We start from the raw sequence: 18,590 nt of genomic DNA, 5'->3' as shown, positions 1-18,590 counted from the left end.
TTATCGGCAGCCGTTTTGCCTTTGTTGTCCGCTTTGCGTATGCTTGGGCCGCATGCAGGACATGCAACAGGCTGGGCGTGGAACCGCCTGTTGAGTGGGTTATTGTATTCATTTGCACAGTCATTGCACATGTTGAATGTTTTCATGGAAGTTCCGGGACGGTCATAGGGAACTTCTTCTATTATGGTGAACCTTGGACCGCAATTTGTGCAATTGGTGAACGGGTATTGATAATGGCGATCCAGAGGGTTGAGTATCTCCTCAGCGCATGATTTGCATGTCCCTACGTCCGGTGGAATAAGGGCTTCATTTGACTTATCCGGGCTGCTTTTCAGTATTTGAAATGATGTAAACCCGGCAGGTGGCAACCTTGTTACCTCAAAACTATTGATTTTAGAAAGGGCAGGGGGGTGCCCTTTTATCGCATTAATGAAGGATTCAATTTTACCTTCCTCGCCTTCTGCTTCAATAATCACGCCCCGGCTTGAGTTAAGAACACTCCCTTTGACCTTGTATGTTCCGGCAAGCCGGTAGACAAAGGGACGAAAACCTACCCCCTGGACAGTGCCTTTTATGACAATATGGCAACGGGAAATATTGTTGATCCCGAATCCAGGATTGCCCTGCCTTTGGCTGGATTTAACCGTATGGATTTTGGATTTGATATTCGTTTTAATCCTTTCACCCCGTGATTCTGTATTTTTTACCGACAATTAAAGGTGTATTGTCAATGTTGATCCGACTAAATGTATAACAAATCAGGCTTAAAATCAAACCGATCTCTCCGACCCGCTTTAACCGTCGAGACCAACGAAATGCTGCTTGATGATCCGACAAATTGATTGTTGTTTTTGGAACAATATTGTAAAATATGATTATCGTATTTTACATGTTATTATGGAGGAACGCTTATGGCCATACCAATCAGTGCAACAGAAGCTGTCAGAAGATTTTCAGAGCTTATGAATGCCGTCATATACCGGCACGACAGTTTTACGATAATAAGAGGGGGGAAACCTGCGGCCGCTATTATCCCGGTTGAGTCGTTGCCCCACGGGAGGTCGCTGAAAGAATTGAACGATATTCTAAAAAAACTGCCAAGCCTCAACGATGATAATGAGATTTTTGCCCGTGACATTGGGGAAATTATTCGCACCCAGCCATCTCTACCGGAGAAAACGTTGTGGGAATAATTTTTGACAGCAGCGAAATAATTGCCCTTGAGCGTAACAAAAACAATATAACGGACATCATATCCGGACGGGAAGAAGAGCCTTTTGGAATAAGCGTTGTAACGGTAGCAGAATTGCTCCATGGTGTGGAACGCGCTGATTCTGAAGGGAGGATGGTCAAGCGGCAGGCCTTTGTGGAAAAGGTAATCGAACTTTTTCCCGTCTACCCTTTTGATCTGTCTGCTGTACGTATTTACGCCAGGATTTGGGCATCTCTGGCAAAAAAAGGCTTAACAGTCGGCGCTCATGATCTGATAATTGCAGCCACTGCCATCTCTCTCGATTTCTCTGTGATGACCTCCAACTTACGGGACTTTGAAAAGATTGAGGGACTGCGCATTGAAAAGAGATAGCCTAAAACATATATGAAAAACAGTTAATCTTGTCATATAATAGTAGAGCGAGGAGTGATTGAACATGACAAAGTTAGACCCCATTACCATTAATCTGGTGGAGATTTGCCTCGGTCAGCATGTCCATTAACTATGAGGCAGTCATGAGGCAGTTAAGAAAATTTAAGTGGAGGAATATATGAGTGTAACGGTAGCAGTTGAATTAAATGTGGAAGATATAGCAAGCTCAATAAAAAAATTAGACAAAGAAGATACAGAAACATTATTGCTGTTATTATCTGGAGAAGGAAGAGAGATTGCAAAGAGGGTCAAGGAAATAAAAACAAAAAAGGTAAGAACCCTGACAAGAGAAGAAGTTTTAAAAGATGTCCTATAAAGATAAAATTGTTTACATTGTGATGATAGGAAAACGTGAAAGTTTTTACGATATTTTGAGACGCAGGCTGTCATAATGCTATTACTCGTTTCAACCTGAGTTGGAATTGGTTAAACCATAGTTTAAGAAAATATCGAAGGGGGGGGGTATCAATAATTAATAATTGCGAATTTAGAATTTAGAATTTAGAATTGCAAAATGTGGATTAAATAATTGCAGAGCACATAGCGCATGGTGTAAAGACGGGAACGTTGAACAAGGTAAAAGGAGAAAGGGACAAACAGTGTTAAGCTTTGAGTTGAAAAACGCCAATTACCAATTACGAGTTACGAATCACGACTGACTTTTTGCTCTGGCACGGTTGTTGCTTTATATATTAGCATGACTCAGGTAATGCAAAAATACATGAAAACCTTTTTTTATTCAGCCGCAGACGCACGCAGACAAAAGCCGGACAATATTTTATATCGGCTGCCGACCTGGCACCCGATATACTCCATGCCCTTCGGGCAGAGTGAAAATTTAGTATATTCGCCTGTTAGGGCTGAATATTTGATAGGCGGCAATGTCGCCGGCTATCAAAAAGACTGTTCATCGGTATTCGTCCGCTCTCGTCCGCATTTGTCAAGCGCAAGCGGGCGGCAAAATATAGATTTTGACAAAACCATGGCTCACAACAGGAGCATCAGATGATAACAGAATACACCATAGAAAATTTCAAGGCCTTTGCAGGTCCGGCAACGGTGCCCATTAAACCCATTACTCTCATAGTGACCTATCCGAGGAAATTGTAGACACAATGTCTACAACTGCCGAAATTTTCTGAAAGTCAGTAAGGACGCTGTTTAACGGGTTTTAGCTTTTAAAACTTCATCCCGAGATTCAGAAAGCAATTGTCTCTCCGCTGTCTGGATTAAACCGCACAGAAGGAAAAAACAGGCGGGAAAAAGGCTCCAGTTCATTTTTTCGTTCAAGTCCTCATCCTGATGCCCGCGTTATGCGCCAATGGTCTCCTTAGCGGGATCGGGAAGTATCTCACACTACCAAACGGGTTTTACAGTTGTCTTCACATTCTGCTGACGATGGGGCTCATGGCACTGGGACATCTTAAAAACTACTGTGACAGTGCTTTTAAGTATCCCCGCAAGGCATCATTCATCAATCATATAACTTCATTACCTCGTCGTCACACTTCCCGACGTACTAAAATTTGATTAAAGGTCGGGAATGACCTCAGATAGAGAGCGTTTCGGGACATGGTGTACATCTGAAAGGATGGTTATTTCATTAACCCGTGATCTGTAATTATTTGACGTGCGAGTTGCGGGATTGCCTTTTCCACTTCAGGCGTCAAGGTCTCGCTGAAGGTTGTGTTTTCTTTTATTTCAATTGCATATATTTCGATATTTTCCGGCATTTCATAGCCGAATTTATTGCCCAGTTCCACGGCTGTCCTTACATCAAGGAAATGGGGGCCGCAAGGGTATGACATATCCCCCAGATCTTCAATGTCAATCTTATAAATCTCACCTGCCCGCCCCTCAGCGGTTTTTATTGAATCAACTATAATAACCTTTTCGTATCCTGCCATGAGATCAAGGAGTCCGATGCCGCCTATGCTTGCTTCAACTACTTCTATGTCCGGCAGTAAATGGCATTTCTTTGCAATCTCCCGCGCCGTCAGTATACCCGCGCCATCGTCACTGAGGATAGTATTACCTAATCCTATTATGAGCGTCTTTTTTTTCATTGGACTTAATCATACCCCGAAATATAAAAAAATAAGCGTGGCAACCTTTATCGCCGGAGTGAAGCGCCCGGCGATAAAGGTTGATTAAATATGCTATCTTGAAATTGTCTTGATAATGTTACCCTCATGATCCCGGATATCAATCACCAAAGGCATCTTACCCGGCAGGGTATGTGTTGCGCATCCAAGACATGGATCGTATGCCCTAAATGCCATCTCAGCCATATTAAGCATCCCTTCCTTTACCTCGCCGCCCTTTATAAAGGCCTGGGCAGCTTTTTTTACAGACAGAGAAATCGGGGCTGCATTGTGCTGGGTGGCAACGATAAGATTTACTTTCTTTATCAATCCCTTGTCGTCAGCTTCATAGTCGTGGATCAATACGCCTCTGCATGCCTCAACACAACCGACGCCTTTTCCGGTATATTGAAAGTTCATATTACGGATATTTTTGCCGGTAAGCAGTGGGTCGTCTGCAATATTCTGCAAATCCTCAGCCGCCTGCAAGGCCTCAATCAATCTCATCCAGTGATATGCCAGCGTGTGATGAGAAGGTTTACCCAGTGTTTCTACCATTTTTTCATATTCTTTCTGGGCAAGGGGTGTTGCCATGCCTTCGCAAACATTGTAACGCGCAAGGGGACCGACACGGTAAAGCGATGTATCAGCGCCTTCGATAAGCCCCTTCCATCCGATCTTTTTAAGATGCGTCAGTCTTATATATGTCCATGGCTCTACCCATTCACCTATATAATCCACATAGTCGTTAGGATGAAAAAAGGCTGTTTCATTTCCTGATGGATCTATTACTCTTAGCTTCCCTTCATAAAAGTTGACCTTCTTGGTCTCATCTACAAGCGCCATATAGGATGTCTTCAGATTATAGGCATCGCTTAAGACGAGGTCGAGATAACTCTTGTTCTTAAGTACAGTATCTTTAAAAAGCTGCATGGCAAACCGGGCAAATTCAACGGACTGGTCTGCGGTTCTCCGTATTATTTTTCTCTCTTCCTCTGTAATGCCCCTTGGAACTCCACCCGGTAATCCACCTTCAGGATGGGCAGGTTTGCTGGCAATGAGTTTTATAATTTCCCGCGTCTTTTTTCTAATCTCTATGACCTTTTTTCCTATATCCAGGCCAACCTTATTAATGACCCCCAGGATATTCCGCTCTGCGGGATTAGCGTCCGGTCCTACTACAAAATCAGGGCCGGCAAGGAAAAAGAAATGAATGTAATGGTCTTCAATAAAATTTGCATTATACTGCAATTTCCTCACAAGCTTTGCTGTAGGGGTGGGGGCAACGCCATACATATAATCAAGGGCTTTTGTGGATGCCATATTATGAGGAGTCGGGCAGACGCCACAAATGTTGGGCACTATCCTCGGCATTTCCTCGGCAGGTCTGCCGATACAGAACCTTTCAAAGCCCCTCAACTCTGTTACCTGGAAATATGCATCTGCAACATCCCCGTTGTCATTAAGAAAAATGTCTATCTTACCGTGTCCTTCTAATCTTGTTACCGGATTTATCGTTATCTTATTAGCCATTTTTACACCTCATTATTTCTTTGATGCATCTCTTCTCTTTTTCAGGAGAGAAGATGCGGTTGTGAAACGATAGAAATAGCCGGCAGGATCATCCAGGCTTTCAATCAGCTTTTTTCTGTTTTCCTCAGTATCTGCCTCAATTATCGAAGCAAAGGCCGAGAGATATTTTGCGCCCATATCTGCGATGCCCTCAACAGGTCCGAAACAACCTCTGCAAGGTATATTTGTCTTTATGCATGTTTCTCCGCACCCTGACCGTGTTGCAGGTCCTGTACATACCACGCCCTGTGCAAGAAAGCATTTTTCAGGATCAGCCTCAATTTCATGTATCCTCTTAATATTGGATATGGCAAGACGCTCCGGTTTTGTTTTATTCCTGTCGCAAACATCACATAATGCCCTTTCAGGCGCAAGAGTAGAGCCCTTTGGCGGCAGATCCCCTGCTATTGCAGCGCTTATCGCATTGTATATCAGGTTAGGCGGTGGAGGACATCCGGGCAGATAATAATCAACATCTATTATCTGGTTCAACGGGTAAACCTGTCCGTAGAATTCCGGGAGCGTCAATTCGTAACCGGTTGTATTTGAAACAGTTTGTGGAACGTTGTGTTTCGGGTTCACGATTGTCGGTGCATCTTCATAAACCCACTGGAAAATATCTTCCTTACTTCTCATATTTGCCATGCCGGGCGTGCCTCCAAAACATGCACATGCGCCAAAGGCAAGCACAAGCTGGGATTTTTTCCTCAAAAGATGGGCAATTTCCTCATGTTCTGAATTTCTCACGGAGCCATTTATTATGCTGAGTGTAATTTCTTTGTCTTCCATTGCTTCAATGTGGTGGTATTTAAAATCGAGTGCTACAGGCCAGAGGACCAGATCAAAGGCGTTTGTCACCTTGAGGATATCTTCATTCAGGTCAACGATAGCCTCATCACATCCTCCGCATCCGCCGAACCAGCATATCGCTAATTTAGGTTTATCTGCCATTTTTATCCTCCTACGCTTGTTTTAGGTCCAAGACCTTTTATTCTATCAGCAAGACCATTTATAATACCCAATACTTTCTCTGCCTGCGGATCAATGCCGGTAACCACCTCCAGCCTTTCCTTTTCTATCCCGAAAGATTCCAGTATTGAGTGCAGTAAATATATTCTCTTTCTTGCCTCCTGATTCCCGTCCTGGAAATGACAATCGCCATCAGCGCATCCGAGGAGCAGGACACCATCAGCGCCCTTGCTAAACGCTTTGAGTATATCGGTTGCATCTACCTTTCCGATGCAAACAACGGGTATCATTTTCTTTATCTTATCCAACTTTTCCTGGTCAAAGGTGTATCCCCAACCGAACTTACAGTAAAAACAGACAATACCGGGATCATAATCGGCATTCTGTTTTTCAATGGAAAAATCGGGCACAAGGCTCCTTGCCCCGGACGGACATGCAGCCACACACATGCCACAGGCCTTGCAAAGAACGGGGTCGGTATAGGAGATCCTCTTTGTGCCGATTACCCTGCCGTCAAAAAGTTGTTCTGTTTCCGTCAGATGAGCCGTGTTGTAGTTGCATGCCGCCACACAGATACCGCAACCGCTGCAAAGGTTTTCTTCTATCTTTACGGCAGGCAGTTCCGGCTGTATGCCTGCCGATACGCAGGCCTTGCATGAGATGCAGGGGCCGCATTCAAGACATCTGCGCGCCTCTTTGATTGCCTCATCAATGGTGAATCCCTTTTCAAAGACATCAAAATTCATCCGTTTATCCGGAGAGGTCCATTTTGCTGTTGGTTCAGGTTTATAGACTTCCCGCAGGGGGGCGTTGCTCCCTTCATATCTTACTATCCAGCGTTGTAACCCGAGTCCTCTTAAGTATTTATCGATAGAATCTGCCGCCTGCCTGCCTTCGGCCATGGCATCCACCATGAAGCCTACTCTTCTGACATCGCCACCGAGAAACACTTCTTTTTTCAGCAAGCTCTGGTGGGTTACAGGGTCAACGGCAAGTCTGCCGTTTTCATCAAAGAGCCCGGAGGCCTGAAGGAATGATCTGTCCCATGCTTGTCCTATGGTAATCAAAAGTACATCACCTTCAATTTCAATACAATCGGATGTATCAAATTTGGGATTAAAACCTTTTTCATCGAAAACGCTTGTACATTTCGGACAATCGACCTTTGTAAATTTATTGTTTTCGCCTATAACTTTCCTGACGCCCCTTGAGTATACTATCCGGATGCCTTCCTGGTGGGCGCCTTCTAACTCTTCGGTGTCTGCGGGGATACCGTCTTTGTGTTTCTTATCCCAGGTCTCAAGGCATACCATTGTTACCTTGCCACCCATTCTGTATGCTGTTCTTGCAGCGTCAAATGCGACATTTCCTCCGCCTATTACAATAACCCTCTTATCTTTATAGTAATCCAGAGGGAGTTCATTTTTTCCTGCCTGATCAAGAAAGGTGAGACCGTATTCCACATTTTCCAGTCCATGCCAATCCACAGGCTTTATGCCGAGGGTAAGGGCGCGCGGATAAGGTGTGCCTGTGGCAACGAAAAAAGCGGAGAACCCCTTTTCTTTCAATCCGGCAATCGGGTCGCCTCCGTTTACTTTAATTGTTTCAACTTTTATCCCGCCGATCCGCACTAAGTTATTCACTGCAGAATCAAGGACATCTTCGGGGAGACGATATTTCGGGATGTACCTGACTGCACCGCCCAATTTGGGATTATTGTCGAAGATTGTTACATTGTAGCCTTTCTTGCTTAATTCCCAGGCACAGAGTAATCCTCCGGGACCGCCTCCAACGATGGCAACCTTAGCTTTTTTGCTGTCAATATTTACCGACGGTTTTTCAGGGAGATAGGGGGTGTAATAATCGGAAAGGAATCTCTTCAACAGTCTCCTTTTAATAGATCCACCCTTTGTTTTGTAATTGCACTCCCGTTCGCAGATGCCGCAGATGTATCCGCAGACGGTGAATAAAGGGTTTCTCTCATACAAATAGTCCCCGATCTGAATTACACCCTCGCGGGCCTTTTCAGGATCATCAGGCAGAAGCGAGATCATCACATTTGTCCTCTGTATGGCCTCTTTAATAGGACATTTGACCTGACAAGGGGGGAGAACCTGCTTTACTGCGGCTTCAACCCGTGCTTCTTCATCATTTCTCAATTGCCACATGGTTATTTACCTCCTTAATAGTGTTGATTGCTTAATCTGGAATGGGTCATTATTTTCTGAAGTCAAAACAAGATATATCTCTGAAATACTGTACTCATAATAAAAATAAGAGTAGGTTGGGATTCTCATAATAGTTATATGTTTGGCAGAAAAGATTTTATTTTATTTTTTATATGGTGTCAATATGTATGATAATTCACTATAATGAACATATAGTATGCCAACATTAAAATTAAAAATTTAATAGAATTTAATATTGTAAAGTAAATTATCTATGACAATTTACCAAACGTTCACCATTGTGAATGTGAAATAATTCATTTGACATTTTTAGTCATATATGGCAAAAAGTTGACATCAAAAAATACCTGAATATAATGATGTTTTCTTGTAAAGAGCTTAATCGTTTATTTTTTTGTTGAATTTGATGTGATCAATAAAAAGCAAAAAGGAGTGCTTGTATGGATGAAATAAAATTATCATTCAACGGACGTGAGGTAACCGGTATAAAGGGGCAGACAATCCTTGAAGCAGCATTCAAAAACGGAGTAAATATCCCCTCTCTCTGTTATCATCCGAGAGTAAGTAAAACCGGCGCATGTCGAATATGCATAGTTAAAGTTAACGATATGATGCTTAAAACAGCCTGTACAGAACCTGCCATGGAAGGCATGAAGATTGTTACTGAAGATGAGGAGATCATACAAATAAGAAAGGGTATACTTGAATTACTTCTTGCAGAAGGAGACCACAACTGCCTTTATTGTGATGCAAACGGTGAGTGCGAGCTTCAGGCGCTTGTTTATAAATATGATATACGGCAGACTGTCTACGAATATCCGCAGCGCACAAGGGAAGTTGACTGTGAAACAAGTGAAGGCCTGAAAAGAAATGAAAACAGGTGTGTTTTATGCGGAAGATGTGTAAAAGCATGTGCAGAAATCCAGCTTTCCAATGTATGGGATTTTACCGACAGAGGGAGTCATGCCCATCTGACATCCGGTCTTTTTGAAAGAATCGGTGACTCAGAGTGCGTGAAGTGCGGAACATGTGTCCAGTTGTGCCCTACAGGGGCTCTTTCCTTCCAGACAGTGCTTGGCAGAGGCCATGCATGGGAGCTTACAAAAGAGTCAAGCATCTGCATCTATTGCGGTGTAGGCTGTAAGATAGATTTTTATAAAAACAAAGAAGGCCTGCTCGTGAAAGCCATGGGGCACGAAGACGGGCCGAACAAAGGACATTTGTGTGTAAAGGGTAGATTCGGATTTGACTTTGTCCAGAGTCCCAAGCGGCTTACCAAACCACTTATAAAAAAGGACGGTATTTTTGAGGAAGCAAGCTGGGATGAGGCTCTTGACCTGATTGCAGACAAATTTACTGAGATAAAAGAAAAAAACAGCCCGGACTCCATTGCGGCCCTGTCTTCAGCTAAATGTACAAACGAAGAGAACTATCTCATGCAAAAATTTATGAGGGCGGTAATAGGTACGAACAACGTAGACCACTGTGCCCGACTCTGACACAGTTCAACCGTCGCCGGTCTGGCGGCAGTATTCGGTTCAGGCGCAATGACCAACTCTATACGTGAAATACCACTTTCCGAAGGTTTTCTGGTAATAGGTTCCAATACAACGGATAATCATCCTGTTCTCGGGTCTATGATAAAAAAGGAAGTAATCAGTCGAGGTAAAAAACTGATTGTAGCCGATCCGCGCAGGATTGAGCTTTCCCGGTATGCTGATTATTATTTTCAAATCAAGCCCGGTACAAATATAGCTATTCTTAACGGTTTTATGCATGTGTTGATTAAGGAAGGAATTTTTAATAAAGAATATGTGGAGAAACGTTGCGAAGGCTTTGATGCCATGGCAAATGTTCTTGAAAAATATACACCTGAATATGTTGCTGAAATTTGTGGAATTGATAACCCTGAAGACATTGTCAAAGCGGCACATCTCATGGCGGATTTAAAACCCATGGCACTTTATTACTCAATGGGAATTACACAATTTGTCTCAGGGGTCAACGGTGTAAAGTCTACGGCAAACCTCCAGATGCTTCTTGGCAACATGGGTGTTCCTGGCGGCGGAGTTAATCCGTTGCGAGGACAGAACAATGTTCAGGGCGCATGCGATATGGGGGCGCTTAATGCCGTATACCCTGCATATCAACCTGTTGCCAATGAAGATAATAAGACGAAGTTTGAAAATTTCTGGGGTGTGACAGGCTTATCTGTTAAACCGGGCTTGACAATCGTGGAGATGTTCAATGCGGCTATAGAAGGTAAACTGAAGGCTGTTTACCTCATGGGTGAAAATCCTGTTATGTCTGACCCGAACCAGCACCATGTGATAGAAGCTATTGAATCACTTGAATTCTTTGTTGTCCAGGATATTTTTCTTACTGAGACTGCTCAGTACGCTGATGTGGTATTACCGGCCTGCGCTTTTATTGAAAAGGAGGGTACTGCAAGCAACACAGAAAGAAGGGTTCAGCCTATGCACAGAGTGCTGCCGCCGCCAGGTGATGCAAAGGATGACTGGTGGATTACAACGCAATTGGCAAACCGGATGGGAGCAAAATGGAACTATACAAAACCTGAAGACATTTTTGAGGAGATCAGAAAAGTAACACCCTCGTATGCCGGAATCACCTATGAAAGGATTGAAAAGGAGCTTATACAATGGCCCTGTCCGAATACGGAACACCCCGGTACACAGTTTCTCCATAGAGATACGTTTTCACGTGGACTGGGCCTTTTTAGCGCCATCGATTATACACCGCCTGCCGAAGAAACTGACCCCGAATATCCCGTTATATTAACTACAGGTCGTATACTTGAACATTTTCATACAGGTACAATGACAAGGAACTCAAGAATACTTGATGAAATTGTGCCGGAAGGGTTTGTTGAGATAAACCCGAACGATGCGGAAAACTATAATATTAGTGACGCCGAAGTTATATCAGTCTCTTCAAGGCGCGGCAGTATCAGGATAAAGGCAAAGGTAACTGAGAAAGTAAAACCGGGCACTGTTTTCATTCCCTTTCACTTTTATGAAGCATGTGTGAATAAATTGACCATAGACGCCCTTGATCCGACATGTAAGATACCTGAATATAAGGTATGTGCATGCAAGGTCGAAAAAATATACATGTAAAGGCGGTGATGAGAATGATAACAACAGCAGAAATTAAAAATGTAATAGATAGCAGAGGGAATGCAAGAGAGCATCTCATGTATATATTGCGGGACCTCGAGAATTTATCAGGCAAAAATCAGCTTGATGTAACCGTATTGAAAGAGGTTGCAGATTTGATGAATATCCCGAAAAGCGCTGTGGCTGGTTTTGTGGGTTTTTACGGTATGTTCAAAACGAACCCCAGAGCGCCTTTTATTGTGAGGGTTTGCAAGTCCGGCCCATGTCATGTAATGGGAGCCAGGAGCATTTTTGATTATATTGAAAAATATCTGGGCATCAAACCCGGTGAGGCAACGTCTGACGGAATGTTCTATCTTGAGAAATGTGAATGCCTCGGAGTTTGTTCTGTAGCCCCCGCCATGATGATAAATTATGATATTCACGGTAATCTTACCGAGGGGAGGATGGAGCAGATTTTTAATGCTTATAGAGAGAAAAAGCCGTCCTTTATCGAATCATGCGGACCTGAGGTTGAAGCAACGTCATGTATCATTGAAGATGACAGGCAGACAAGGCGGCTCCTGAGAATGATCAGCAAGATTGATCCATTCAGTATTGACAGTTATATTGATAAGGGTGGATATCGAGCAACCAAAAAGGCGCTCAAAGAATATTCTCCTGACGACGTGATAAACATTGTGAAGATTTCAGGATTGAGGGGAAGGGGCGGAGCAGGATTCCCTGCCGGTGTCAAGTGGTCATTTATGCCGAAAGGGGATATGCAGAAGTACGTAATATGTAATGCAGATGAGGGAGAACCCGGTACATACAAAGACCGTATTCTTATGGAAGGGAATCCTCATATGCTTATCGAGGGGATGCTGTTATGCGGTTATGCAACAGGCTCATCTATCGGATATATATATGTGAGAGGTGAATTCAGGCGCGCTATTGAAAGACTTCAACGTGCAATAGACCAGGCGCGGGAAAAAGGTTTTCTCGGGAGGCCTATTGCAGGTTCGACATTCAGCTTCGATATATTTATTAAAGAGGGCGGCGGTGCTTATGTCTGCGGCGAGGAATCATCGCTTATGAATTCTATGGAAGGAAAACGCGGTTATCCGAGATTCCGGCCTCCATTTCCAGCAGGCGCCGGTTTTTCCGGTATGCCGTCAAACGTAAATAATGTTGAAACATACGCATCTGTGCCTATGATAATTAAAAGAGGCGCTGATTGGTATAAAGCGGTCGGCACCGAAAAGTGTTCAGGAACAAAATTGTATTGTCTTTCAGGTAAGATGAATAGAGTCGGCCTTGTAGAACTGTCAATGGGTGCGACCCTTCATGAAATCATTGATGTATACGGGAAGGGTATTAAAGACGGGAAACGTTTTAAGTTTGCCCAGGTGGGCGGATCGGCGGGCGGTATTCTCGGAGAAGACCTGCTTAATCTTCCCCTTGATATAGATCAGACAATAAGTGCGGGTGTAACGCTTGGATCAGGGGTTGTGCTTGTATGTGATGAGGATACCTGCGCAGTTGATTTTCTATTGAACGTACTCAGCTTTTTTGAGCACGAATCCTGTGGTCAGTGCGTGCCTTGCCGTGTAGGTACATCGCAGTTGCACTATCTTGCAAGAAAGTTCGCCACAAGAACTGCTGTTGAGCAGGATATTGACACAATGATCGAAAAGGCTGCATTGATGAAGAAGGCTTCACTCTGTGCCCTTGGGCAATCCCCTGTATTGCCTATAACAACGATATTGAAATATTTCAGGGATGAGTTTTTAAAACACTGCAATCCAAGGTACGGTTGTCCTGAGTGTGACAAGACGTTGGCGAGGTTTTACAGGTAGATATACATATAATTTAATTATAAAAAAGGAGGAATGAATGGCGAATAAACCTGTAGAAATTGTTCAGTTGGCTGGAGATGCCGGGAGATACAAAGGCAATCTCGGTATACCAAATTGGTTGGTAAGGAGTTTTATGGCAGGCCTTTTTATTGCTGTCGGAGCAGCGCTTTGCACAGTATGCGGAACAGGATTGGAAAAAACGATGGGACCGGGTTTCAAATCCCTCATTGCAGGGTCAGTCTTCCCGGTAGGTTTGATTGCGATTGTGATCACAGGCATGTCTCTGTTTACCGGCGATACCATGCTTATTCCTATGGCTGTTTTTCAGAAGAAAAGCACATGGAGCAAGGTTCTTAACGCCTGGTTCTGGGTCTATATCGGGAATTTTGTCGGCTCACTTTTCTGGGCATACCTGATGGCAGTTGGCCCATTCAGCAAGGGAGGAGGACCTGAATTGACGGTCTTCGGACAAAATGCCATCGGTATAGCAGAGGCAAAGACGCTGCCTTATATAGCAGCAGGGGCAATCGGTTATTGGTCAGCATTTATGAAAGGCATAGCATGTAACCTGTTGGTTAATACTGCCATTTTACTTGCCCTTTCATCAAAAAATATGGTTGGTAAATTTTTCGGAATATGGTTTCCGATCATGGCATTTGTTTCAACTGGATTTGAGCACAGTGTAGCGAATATGTATTTTATCCCTGTGGGAATAATGCTGGGTGCAAATGTTACCTGGGGTCAGTTTATTCAATGGAATCTTATTCCTGTTACCATCGGAAACATTGTAGGCGGGTTTATCTTTATCGGAGCAGTGTATTTTTATTCTTTCAAAAAAGAACTTTCCACAATATCTCCTACATAAAAAAACAAATAGCCCCGGACCTTGACGGGTTCGGGGCTATTTGTAACTTCTCTCCTGCTTCTACCATATATCTTTAATCCGTTTAATAAATAATATATCCAACTGCTTGAAGAAAGCGGTTTCCATCAATTTATCCACATCGCCCGTTGCATCTTCAACGGTTTGATCAAGGTTTATTGAGCCTAATAAAGGGACGTTAAGATCCTTTATCTCGTCCGAGAGCATAGAAGACTCCTTTGTCCTCATGTTTTCAAGAACGCCCATGACAGGTATATTTAGCTCCATGAGCATTTTCAGTTCTTTTTTCATAACTCCGATTGCAACCTTTGAAGGTATGGTAACGACAAGAAACTCCATTTTCTTAATCAGCCTGATGACATCGAGTATGGAATCGCTGATTCCCGGGGGCATATCAAGGATCAGCACATCCAATTGACCCCAAATTGTGATTGTGAGTAATTCAATAATAATATTTGATATATCGTTGCCTCTCAACGGAGACGGATTATTGCCTGCAAAAAAAATAATGGACATATATTTGATGCCCTTTACTTCAGGAGGAATGAGCCCTTTGTCTTCTTCCGGATATGCACCTTCTATTCCAAGTATAACATGTGTAGAGGGGCCACTCAGATCAAGGTCTAAGAGGCCGGTCTTGTAACCGTTTTTTGCCATACACAATGCCAGGACAGAAGCGACGGTACTCTTACCTATCCCTCCCTTGCCGCCAGAAACGGCAATTATCCTTTTTATACCATCAAGCCTTTTACCGATAACATGCAGCCGCGGGTCTATCATATTTCCCCTTCAATGCTCTCTATCCATACACCGCGGCCTTTTCTGATTTTGAAGTCGGGACTTCCACAGGCAGGACACCTCATGTAAGCGTGGGCAATCTCCGGGATAAAGTGAATAGCCTCTGACTCATCTTCCTGCATTCTTTTGATATTTTCTTCAAAGCTCCATTCGTTTTCGCAGACATTACATTTCAGAGTGCCTGGTTCTGTCTCAAGAGCAATACACGCTTTATCTACAGCTAACTCATATGATTCAAGCACATTTTCAAGGGCAAATCTGAATATATCAATATCTATCTGCTGCAACTCGCCTATTTTAATCATAACACGTGATATTCGGTTGAGTTTATTTTTATTTATTTCATCTGAAATAGTACAGATAACTGATTCTGCAAGTGCCCATTCATGCATTTTTCAATCCTTAAAGTTTTAAATGTATATCAGATAAACAGTTATCCCCCTGCAATCAGGGGGATCAGAAAAACCTCCGAATTATCAGGTATCCTGGCCCTTGAAAAGTCGTGTCCGGGCACGGTCTTGTTATTAATGCGTGCCACTGTATAGGGATAGGGATCACCCAATTCTTTAAGGAGATCGGTAATAGTCATGTCTTCATGCCAGGGGAATTCTCTATCGGATACCCGTACCATCTAAACCACCCCGTTAGCCTTTAACACGTCTATGACCTCCGGGAAGTCAATCCCAAGCTTTCTTGCTGTTTCAAGGGTAGGAATACCGTCTTTTGTCCAGCCTCTCCGTTTGTAGACTGCATCTTTAAGTTCTTCGTACCTTTGCTCACGCAGTTTGCGTAGTATCTTTACCTTATCTACTGTCTTTTTTCCATCAATGTCAATTTGATATATGTCTTTCAATTGACCATCGTAACGCTCCTGTCTCGATTCATATTCCTCCACCGTCACCGGCCCCATTGCCCGATAGGGGATTGCGTCATGCTCGCGCCTGCCGAAGCCCATCTTCAGGTTGAAGATTTTCTGGAAGTTATAGACCCTCTCGCTCATTGTGATTAAGTCTTCAGGATCCAACTTCCTTCCTGTTACTGCGTTGAAGTATCTGGTATACCAGCCTACATGCTGCATCACCTTGGCAGGTTCTTTTGTTTGTTTATTGTCTGCCGGCACTACATCATTCCAGGGGAGCTTACATAGGCCACAGAGTCCGAACCAGGTACGGAACATGGGGAACCAATGAAGGGCCTCTGCCTTTTGCTCGAATGTAGGCATAAAATTGTGAACCATGTCCAGAAAGATGAGCCACGCCTCGTCGTGCTGAGGTCCTTTAAGGGCTAAGCCGTAGCCACCTTGTTGCGCGAGGGACTCCTTGGGCATATACTCTGAGAACTCTAGGCCCTTGGCTTCCATGCCGATATCTTCCATGACAGCCCGGTTTGCGCCGTATTCTGTAGAAAATATATGCTTCATTCTCCGTACTCCCTGGCCCACTATTATACCGAACCCATTTCCTCTCGCCATCTGGTGGACCAGTTCAAGAGCTGCTTGACCGTTGCCGAAAGAAAGGTTCATCCCGCCCGTGTGTGTCTCATTAATGAGGCCCATTTCAAAACACTCCATGGCAAAGGCAATGCTGGTGCCGACAGAGATGGAATCAAGGCCGTAAGTATCACAGTAAAAGTTCATCTCAACGACATGGAGGGGATCAAAAACCCCTATGTTTGAGCCACATCCCGCAATTGTCTCATACTCCGGTCCATCTACAAAAACTTTCCCTCCCTTGTAGGGACCGGTAGAGGGCACAAAGTCCTTTATCCCATGGGCACAGGCAAGGGTACAGCCTACCCAGCAACCGTCATAACCCTTGTCGAAAAGCCCACGGTAGACTTCCATACCCATTTTAGGCGCATCAGTATGTTGGCCGTACCGGAAGTTATTGGTTGGCAAAAGATCGTAGTCGTTCATGATGGTCACGAGATGGGCTGTGCCGACACTGGACATCTGATTCTGTTTAGGGTCCTGTTCCACGATTTCCTGGGAGTGTAGCTTGGCTACTTCTCTTAATGCTGCCTCATCTGCCGGGTTATTCATAGCCACAGTTACCGTATCACAGCGAGTCACTATGGCCTTTAGACCTTTATCCGCAAATACGGTTCCTAAACCTCCACGCCCTGCCTGTTTGAGTCTGGTCCTTGACCTTTTAGCATCATACCATGAGAAGTTAAGGCAGCCGATGAGGCTGTGTTTGGCGCCCGGGCCAGTGGATACCACGGAGATATTTCTCGGTTTTCCCTGCCCGAAGTGGTTAGTTAGAATTTCTGATATTTCATGGGCTTCATCGGGGAGCCCTGTTACCTCAAGAATTTGAATCTGTTGGCTGATGCCGTCGATGAAAACGATGGTGGGCGTATTGGTCTTACCCTGTATCTCAAGGGCATCAAAGCCTGAAAATTTCAGGTAAGGGCCAAAGTAACCGCCGACATTAGAATCCATAACAGAGCCTGTGGTAGCGGAAATGGAGGTGACAATGCTTTTACCTGAACCGGGATATACAGGCGTCCCGCCTAATGGACCGCAGGCAATGCAAATTGCATTCTCCGGATCGTTCCATTTAGTCGTACCTTTGACCGCATTCCATAGGAGCCAGAGATCAAAACCCTTTCCCCCGACAAAAATTTCTTTCATCTTCTCGCTTACGGGTTTGGTGGAGATTTCCGCATCGGAGAGGTTTACATAGAGGGTTTGGTTCGCATATCCTTTTTCAACGACAGGTCTCTTATAGCGCAGTGTTTTAATCTCTTTTACCTTTAACTCAGTCATTTATCGTATTCTCCTTTTTTTCTTACGGCGATTATGCACCATCTCCATCACGAAATATAAAACTGAAATTATTTTACGTGTCCTGTCCGGCTATTTTACCTAACTCAATTATCATGAGGGCTTGTGAGTGTCAAGATGAAATTTGAGAGAGCCCATTATGCTTCCTGAAACACCTTAAGGGACACGTTCTCAACTATGTCTTTTACCTTTTCCTTGTAGGCCAGCATATGAGGGGTGGCAAGATGATCTCGAAGCGCATCGAGATTCTCCCACTTTTCTATAATTGTGACAACATGTTCATCGAATATCTGCGGAGGCAAACCGGAGTCTATATCTATTGCAGGCAGATACTGGATACATCCCTTCTCTTCTATGACCTTCGGTGCGTTGGATTTAAATATTTCAAGAAACTCGTTAATCCTGCCCGCCTTCACACGTACTGAAGCAATTACATGAATCATAATTGTTTCCTCCTTATTTATTAATTATAACATCCTTTTTTTTGTGCTGAAAAGTAAAAAAGCAAGCTATGCGCAAACGTTATGGTTGGAAATACGGTATACCAGCCTATGTTGCCGCAACGTTTGTGGCTGTCAGTCGGGTTGAGTCAAAAGAGCACTATGTGCAGGATGTCTTAGCCGGGGCTACCCGGCTATACAAGGGTTGGCATATTCAGGCGCAAGTTGATCAGAAGCATTACGG

Annotated in this window: 17 protein-coding genes and 1 pseudogene; 8 read left to right on the top strand and 10 right to left on the bottom strand. The window is 43.9% G+C overall.

Annotated features, from left to right (window positions below; all coding sequences use genetic code 11):
- Positions 1 to 713: acylphosphatase (locus NT178_15565; protein ID MCX5813945.1), on the bottom strand; the 713-nt coding region annotated here is incomplete at its 3' end.
- 198 nt (positions 714 to 911) lie between these two features.
- Here NT178_15565 and NT178_15560 point away from each other — a divergent pair.
- The 4 genes from NT178_15560 to NT178_15545 all read left to right on the top strand — a co-directional run bounded on the left by NT178_15560 (position 912) and on the right by NT178_15545 (position 2,654).
- Entirely contained in the window at positions 912 to 1,193 is a 282-nt protein-coding gene (locus NT178_15560; GenBank protein MCX5813944.1) for a type II toxin-antitoxin system Phd/YefM family antitoxin, read from the top strand.
- Positions 1,184 to 1,585, top strand: a complete 402-nt coding sequence (locus NT178_15555) for a type II toxin-antitoxin system VapC family toxin (GenBank protein ID MCX5813943.1) — start codon at positions 1,184 to 1,186, stop codon at positions 1,583 to 1,585. The genes NT178_15560 and NT178_15555 overlap by 10 nt, the downstream gene beginning before the upstream one ends.
- A gap of 178 nt (positions 1,586 to 1,763) precedes the next feature.
- Entirely contained in the window at positions 1,764 to 1,961 is a 198-nt protein-coding gene (locus tag NT178_15550; GenBank protein ID MCX5813942.1) for a hypothetical protein, read from the top strand.
- A gap of 405 nt (positions 1,962 to 2,366) precedes the next feature.
- Positions 2,367 to 2,654, top strand: a complete 288-nt coding sequence (locus NT178_15545; protein MCX5813941.1) for a hypothetical protein — start codon at positions 2,367 to 2,369, stop codon at positions 2,652 to 2,654.
- Positions 2,655 to 3,240: 586 nt separating this feature from the next.
- On the opposite strand, the gene NT178_15540 is transcribed toward NT178_15545, so the two are convergent.
- The 4 genes from NT178_15540 to NT178_15525 form a co-directional block, all read right to left on the bottom strand.
- Entirely contained in the window at positions 3,241 to 3,711 is a 471-nt protein-coding gene (locus tag NT178_15540; protein MCX5813940.1) for a hydrogenase maturation protease, read from the bottom strand.
- A 93-nt stretch (positions 3,712 to 3,804) separates the two neighbouring features.
- The gene (locus NT178_15535; GenBank protein MCX5813939.1) at positions 3,805 to 5,262 is read right to left on the bottom strand and encodes a Ni/Fe hydrogenase subunit alpha; all 1,458 of its coding nucleotides are present in this window, start codon (positions 5,260 to 5,262) and stop codon (positions 3,805 to 3,807) included.
- 12 nt (positions 5,263 to 5,274) lie between these two features.
- On the bottom strand, positions 5,275 to 6,252 hold the full coding sequence (locus NT178_15530; protein ID MCX5813938.1) for an oxidoreductase: 978 nt from the start codon (positions 6,250 to 6,252) through the stop codon (positions 5,275 to 5,277).
- Positions 6,253 to 6,254: 2 nt separating this feature from the next.
- On the bottom strand, positions 6,255 to 8,438 hold the full coding sequence (locus tag NT178_15525) for a hydrogenase iron-sulfur subunit (protein MCX5813937.1): 2,184 nt from the start codon (positions 8,436 to 8,438) through the stop codon (positions 6,255 to 6,257).
- 461 nt (positions 8,439 to 8,899) lie between these two features.
- Here NT178_15525 and fdhF point away from each other — a divergent pair, with 461 nt between their 5' ends.
- Genes fdhF through NT178_15510 form a run of 3 tightly spaced genes read left to right on the top strand, consistent with a single transcriptional unit; the run spans position 8,900 to position 14,302 of the window.
- A complete protein-coding gene (fdhF, locus tag NT178_15520; protein MCX5813936.1) occupies positions 8,900 to 11,599 on the top strand; it encodes a formate dehydrogenase subunit alpha in 2,700 nt (899 codons plus the stop codon).
- Between the two features lie 14 nt (positions 11,600 to 11,613).
- Positions 11,614 to 13,437, top strand: coding sequence for an NADH-quinone oxidoreductase subunit NuoF (gene nuoF, locus NT178_15515; protein MCX5813935.1), 1,824 nt, complete (start codon positions 11,614 to 11,616; stop codon positions 13,435 to 13,437).
- Positions 13,438 to 13,474: 37 nt separating this feature from the next.
- Positions 13,475 to 14,302 carry a formate/nitrite transporter family protein gene (locus NT178_15510; protein ID MCX5813934.1) on the top strand — a complete coding sequence of 276 codons (828 nt, stop codon included), beginning with the start codon at positions 13,475 to 13,477 and terminating at the stop codon, positions 14,300 to 14,302.
- 60 nt (positions 14,303 to 14,362) lie between these two features.
- Here NT178_15510 and NT178_15505 read toward each other — a convergent pair whose 3' ends face one another.
- The 5 genes from NT178_15505 to NT178_15485 all read right to left on the bottom strand — a co-directional run bounded on the left by NT178_15505 (position 14,363) and on the right by NT178_15485 (position 18,349).
- Complete coding sequence (locus NT178_15505) at positions 14,363 to 15,100, bottom strand: P-loop NTPase (protein MCX5813933.1); 738 nt, start codon at positions 15,098 to 15,100, stop codon at positions 14,363 to 14,365.
- Positions 15,097 to 15,510: a hydrogenase nickel incorporation protein HypA gene (hypA, locus tag NT178_15500; protein ID MCX5813932.1), complete on the bottom strand. Its 414-nt coding sequence runs from the start codon at positions 15,508 to 15,510 to the stop codon at positions 15,097 to 15,099. Before hypA ends, NT178_15505 begins: the two co-directional genes overlap by 4 nt.
- 41 nt (positions 15,511 to 15,551) lie before the next feature.
- Positions 15,552 to 15,749 carry a MoaD/ThiS family protein gene (locus tag NT178_15495; protein MCX5813931.1) on the bottom strand — a complete coding sequence of 66 codons (198 nt, stop codon included), beginning with the start codon at positions 15,747 to 15,749 and terminating at the stop codon, positions 15,552 to 15,554.
- Positions 15,750 to 17,888, bottom strand: a complete 2,139-nt coding sequence (locus NT178_15490) for an aldehyde:ferredoxin oxidoreductase (GenBank protein MCX5813930.1) — start codon at positions 17,886 to 17,888, stop codon at positions 15,750 to 15,752.
- A 155-nt stretch (positions 17,889 to 18,043) separates the two neighbouring features.
- A complete protein-coding gene (locus tag NT178_15485) occupies positions 18,044 to 18,349 on the bottom strand; it encodes a putative quinol monooxygenase (GenBank protein MCX5813929.1) in 306 nt (101 codons plus the stop codon).
- Between the two features lie 68 nt (positions 18,350 to 18,417).
- Between NT178_15485 and NT178_15480 the strand changes: the two are divergent.
- A pseudogene (locus tag NT178_15480) lies at positions 18,418 to 18,534 on the top strand (phosphatase PAP2 family protein).
- The last annotated feature ends 56 nt before the right edge of the window (positions 18,535 to 18,590 follow it).

Source organism: Pseudomonadota bacterium (assembly GCA_026388255.1).
Taxonomy (GTDB): Bacteria; Desulfobacterota; Syntrophorhabdia; order Syntrophorhabdales; family Syntrophorhabdaceae; genus JAPLKB01.
The sequence above is the reverse complement of the archived record's forward strand: the minus strand, read 5'-3'. Positions and strand labels throughout refer to the sequence as shown.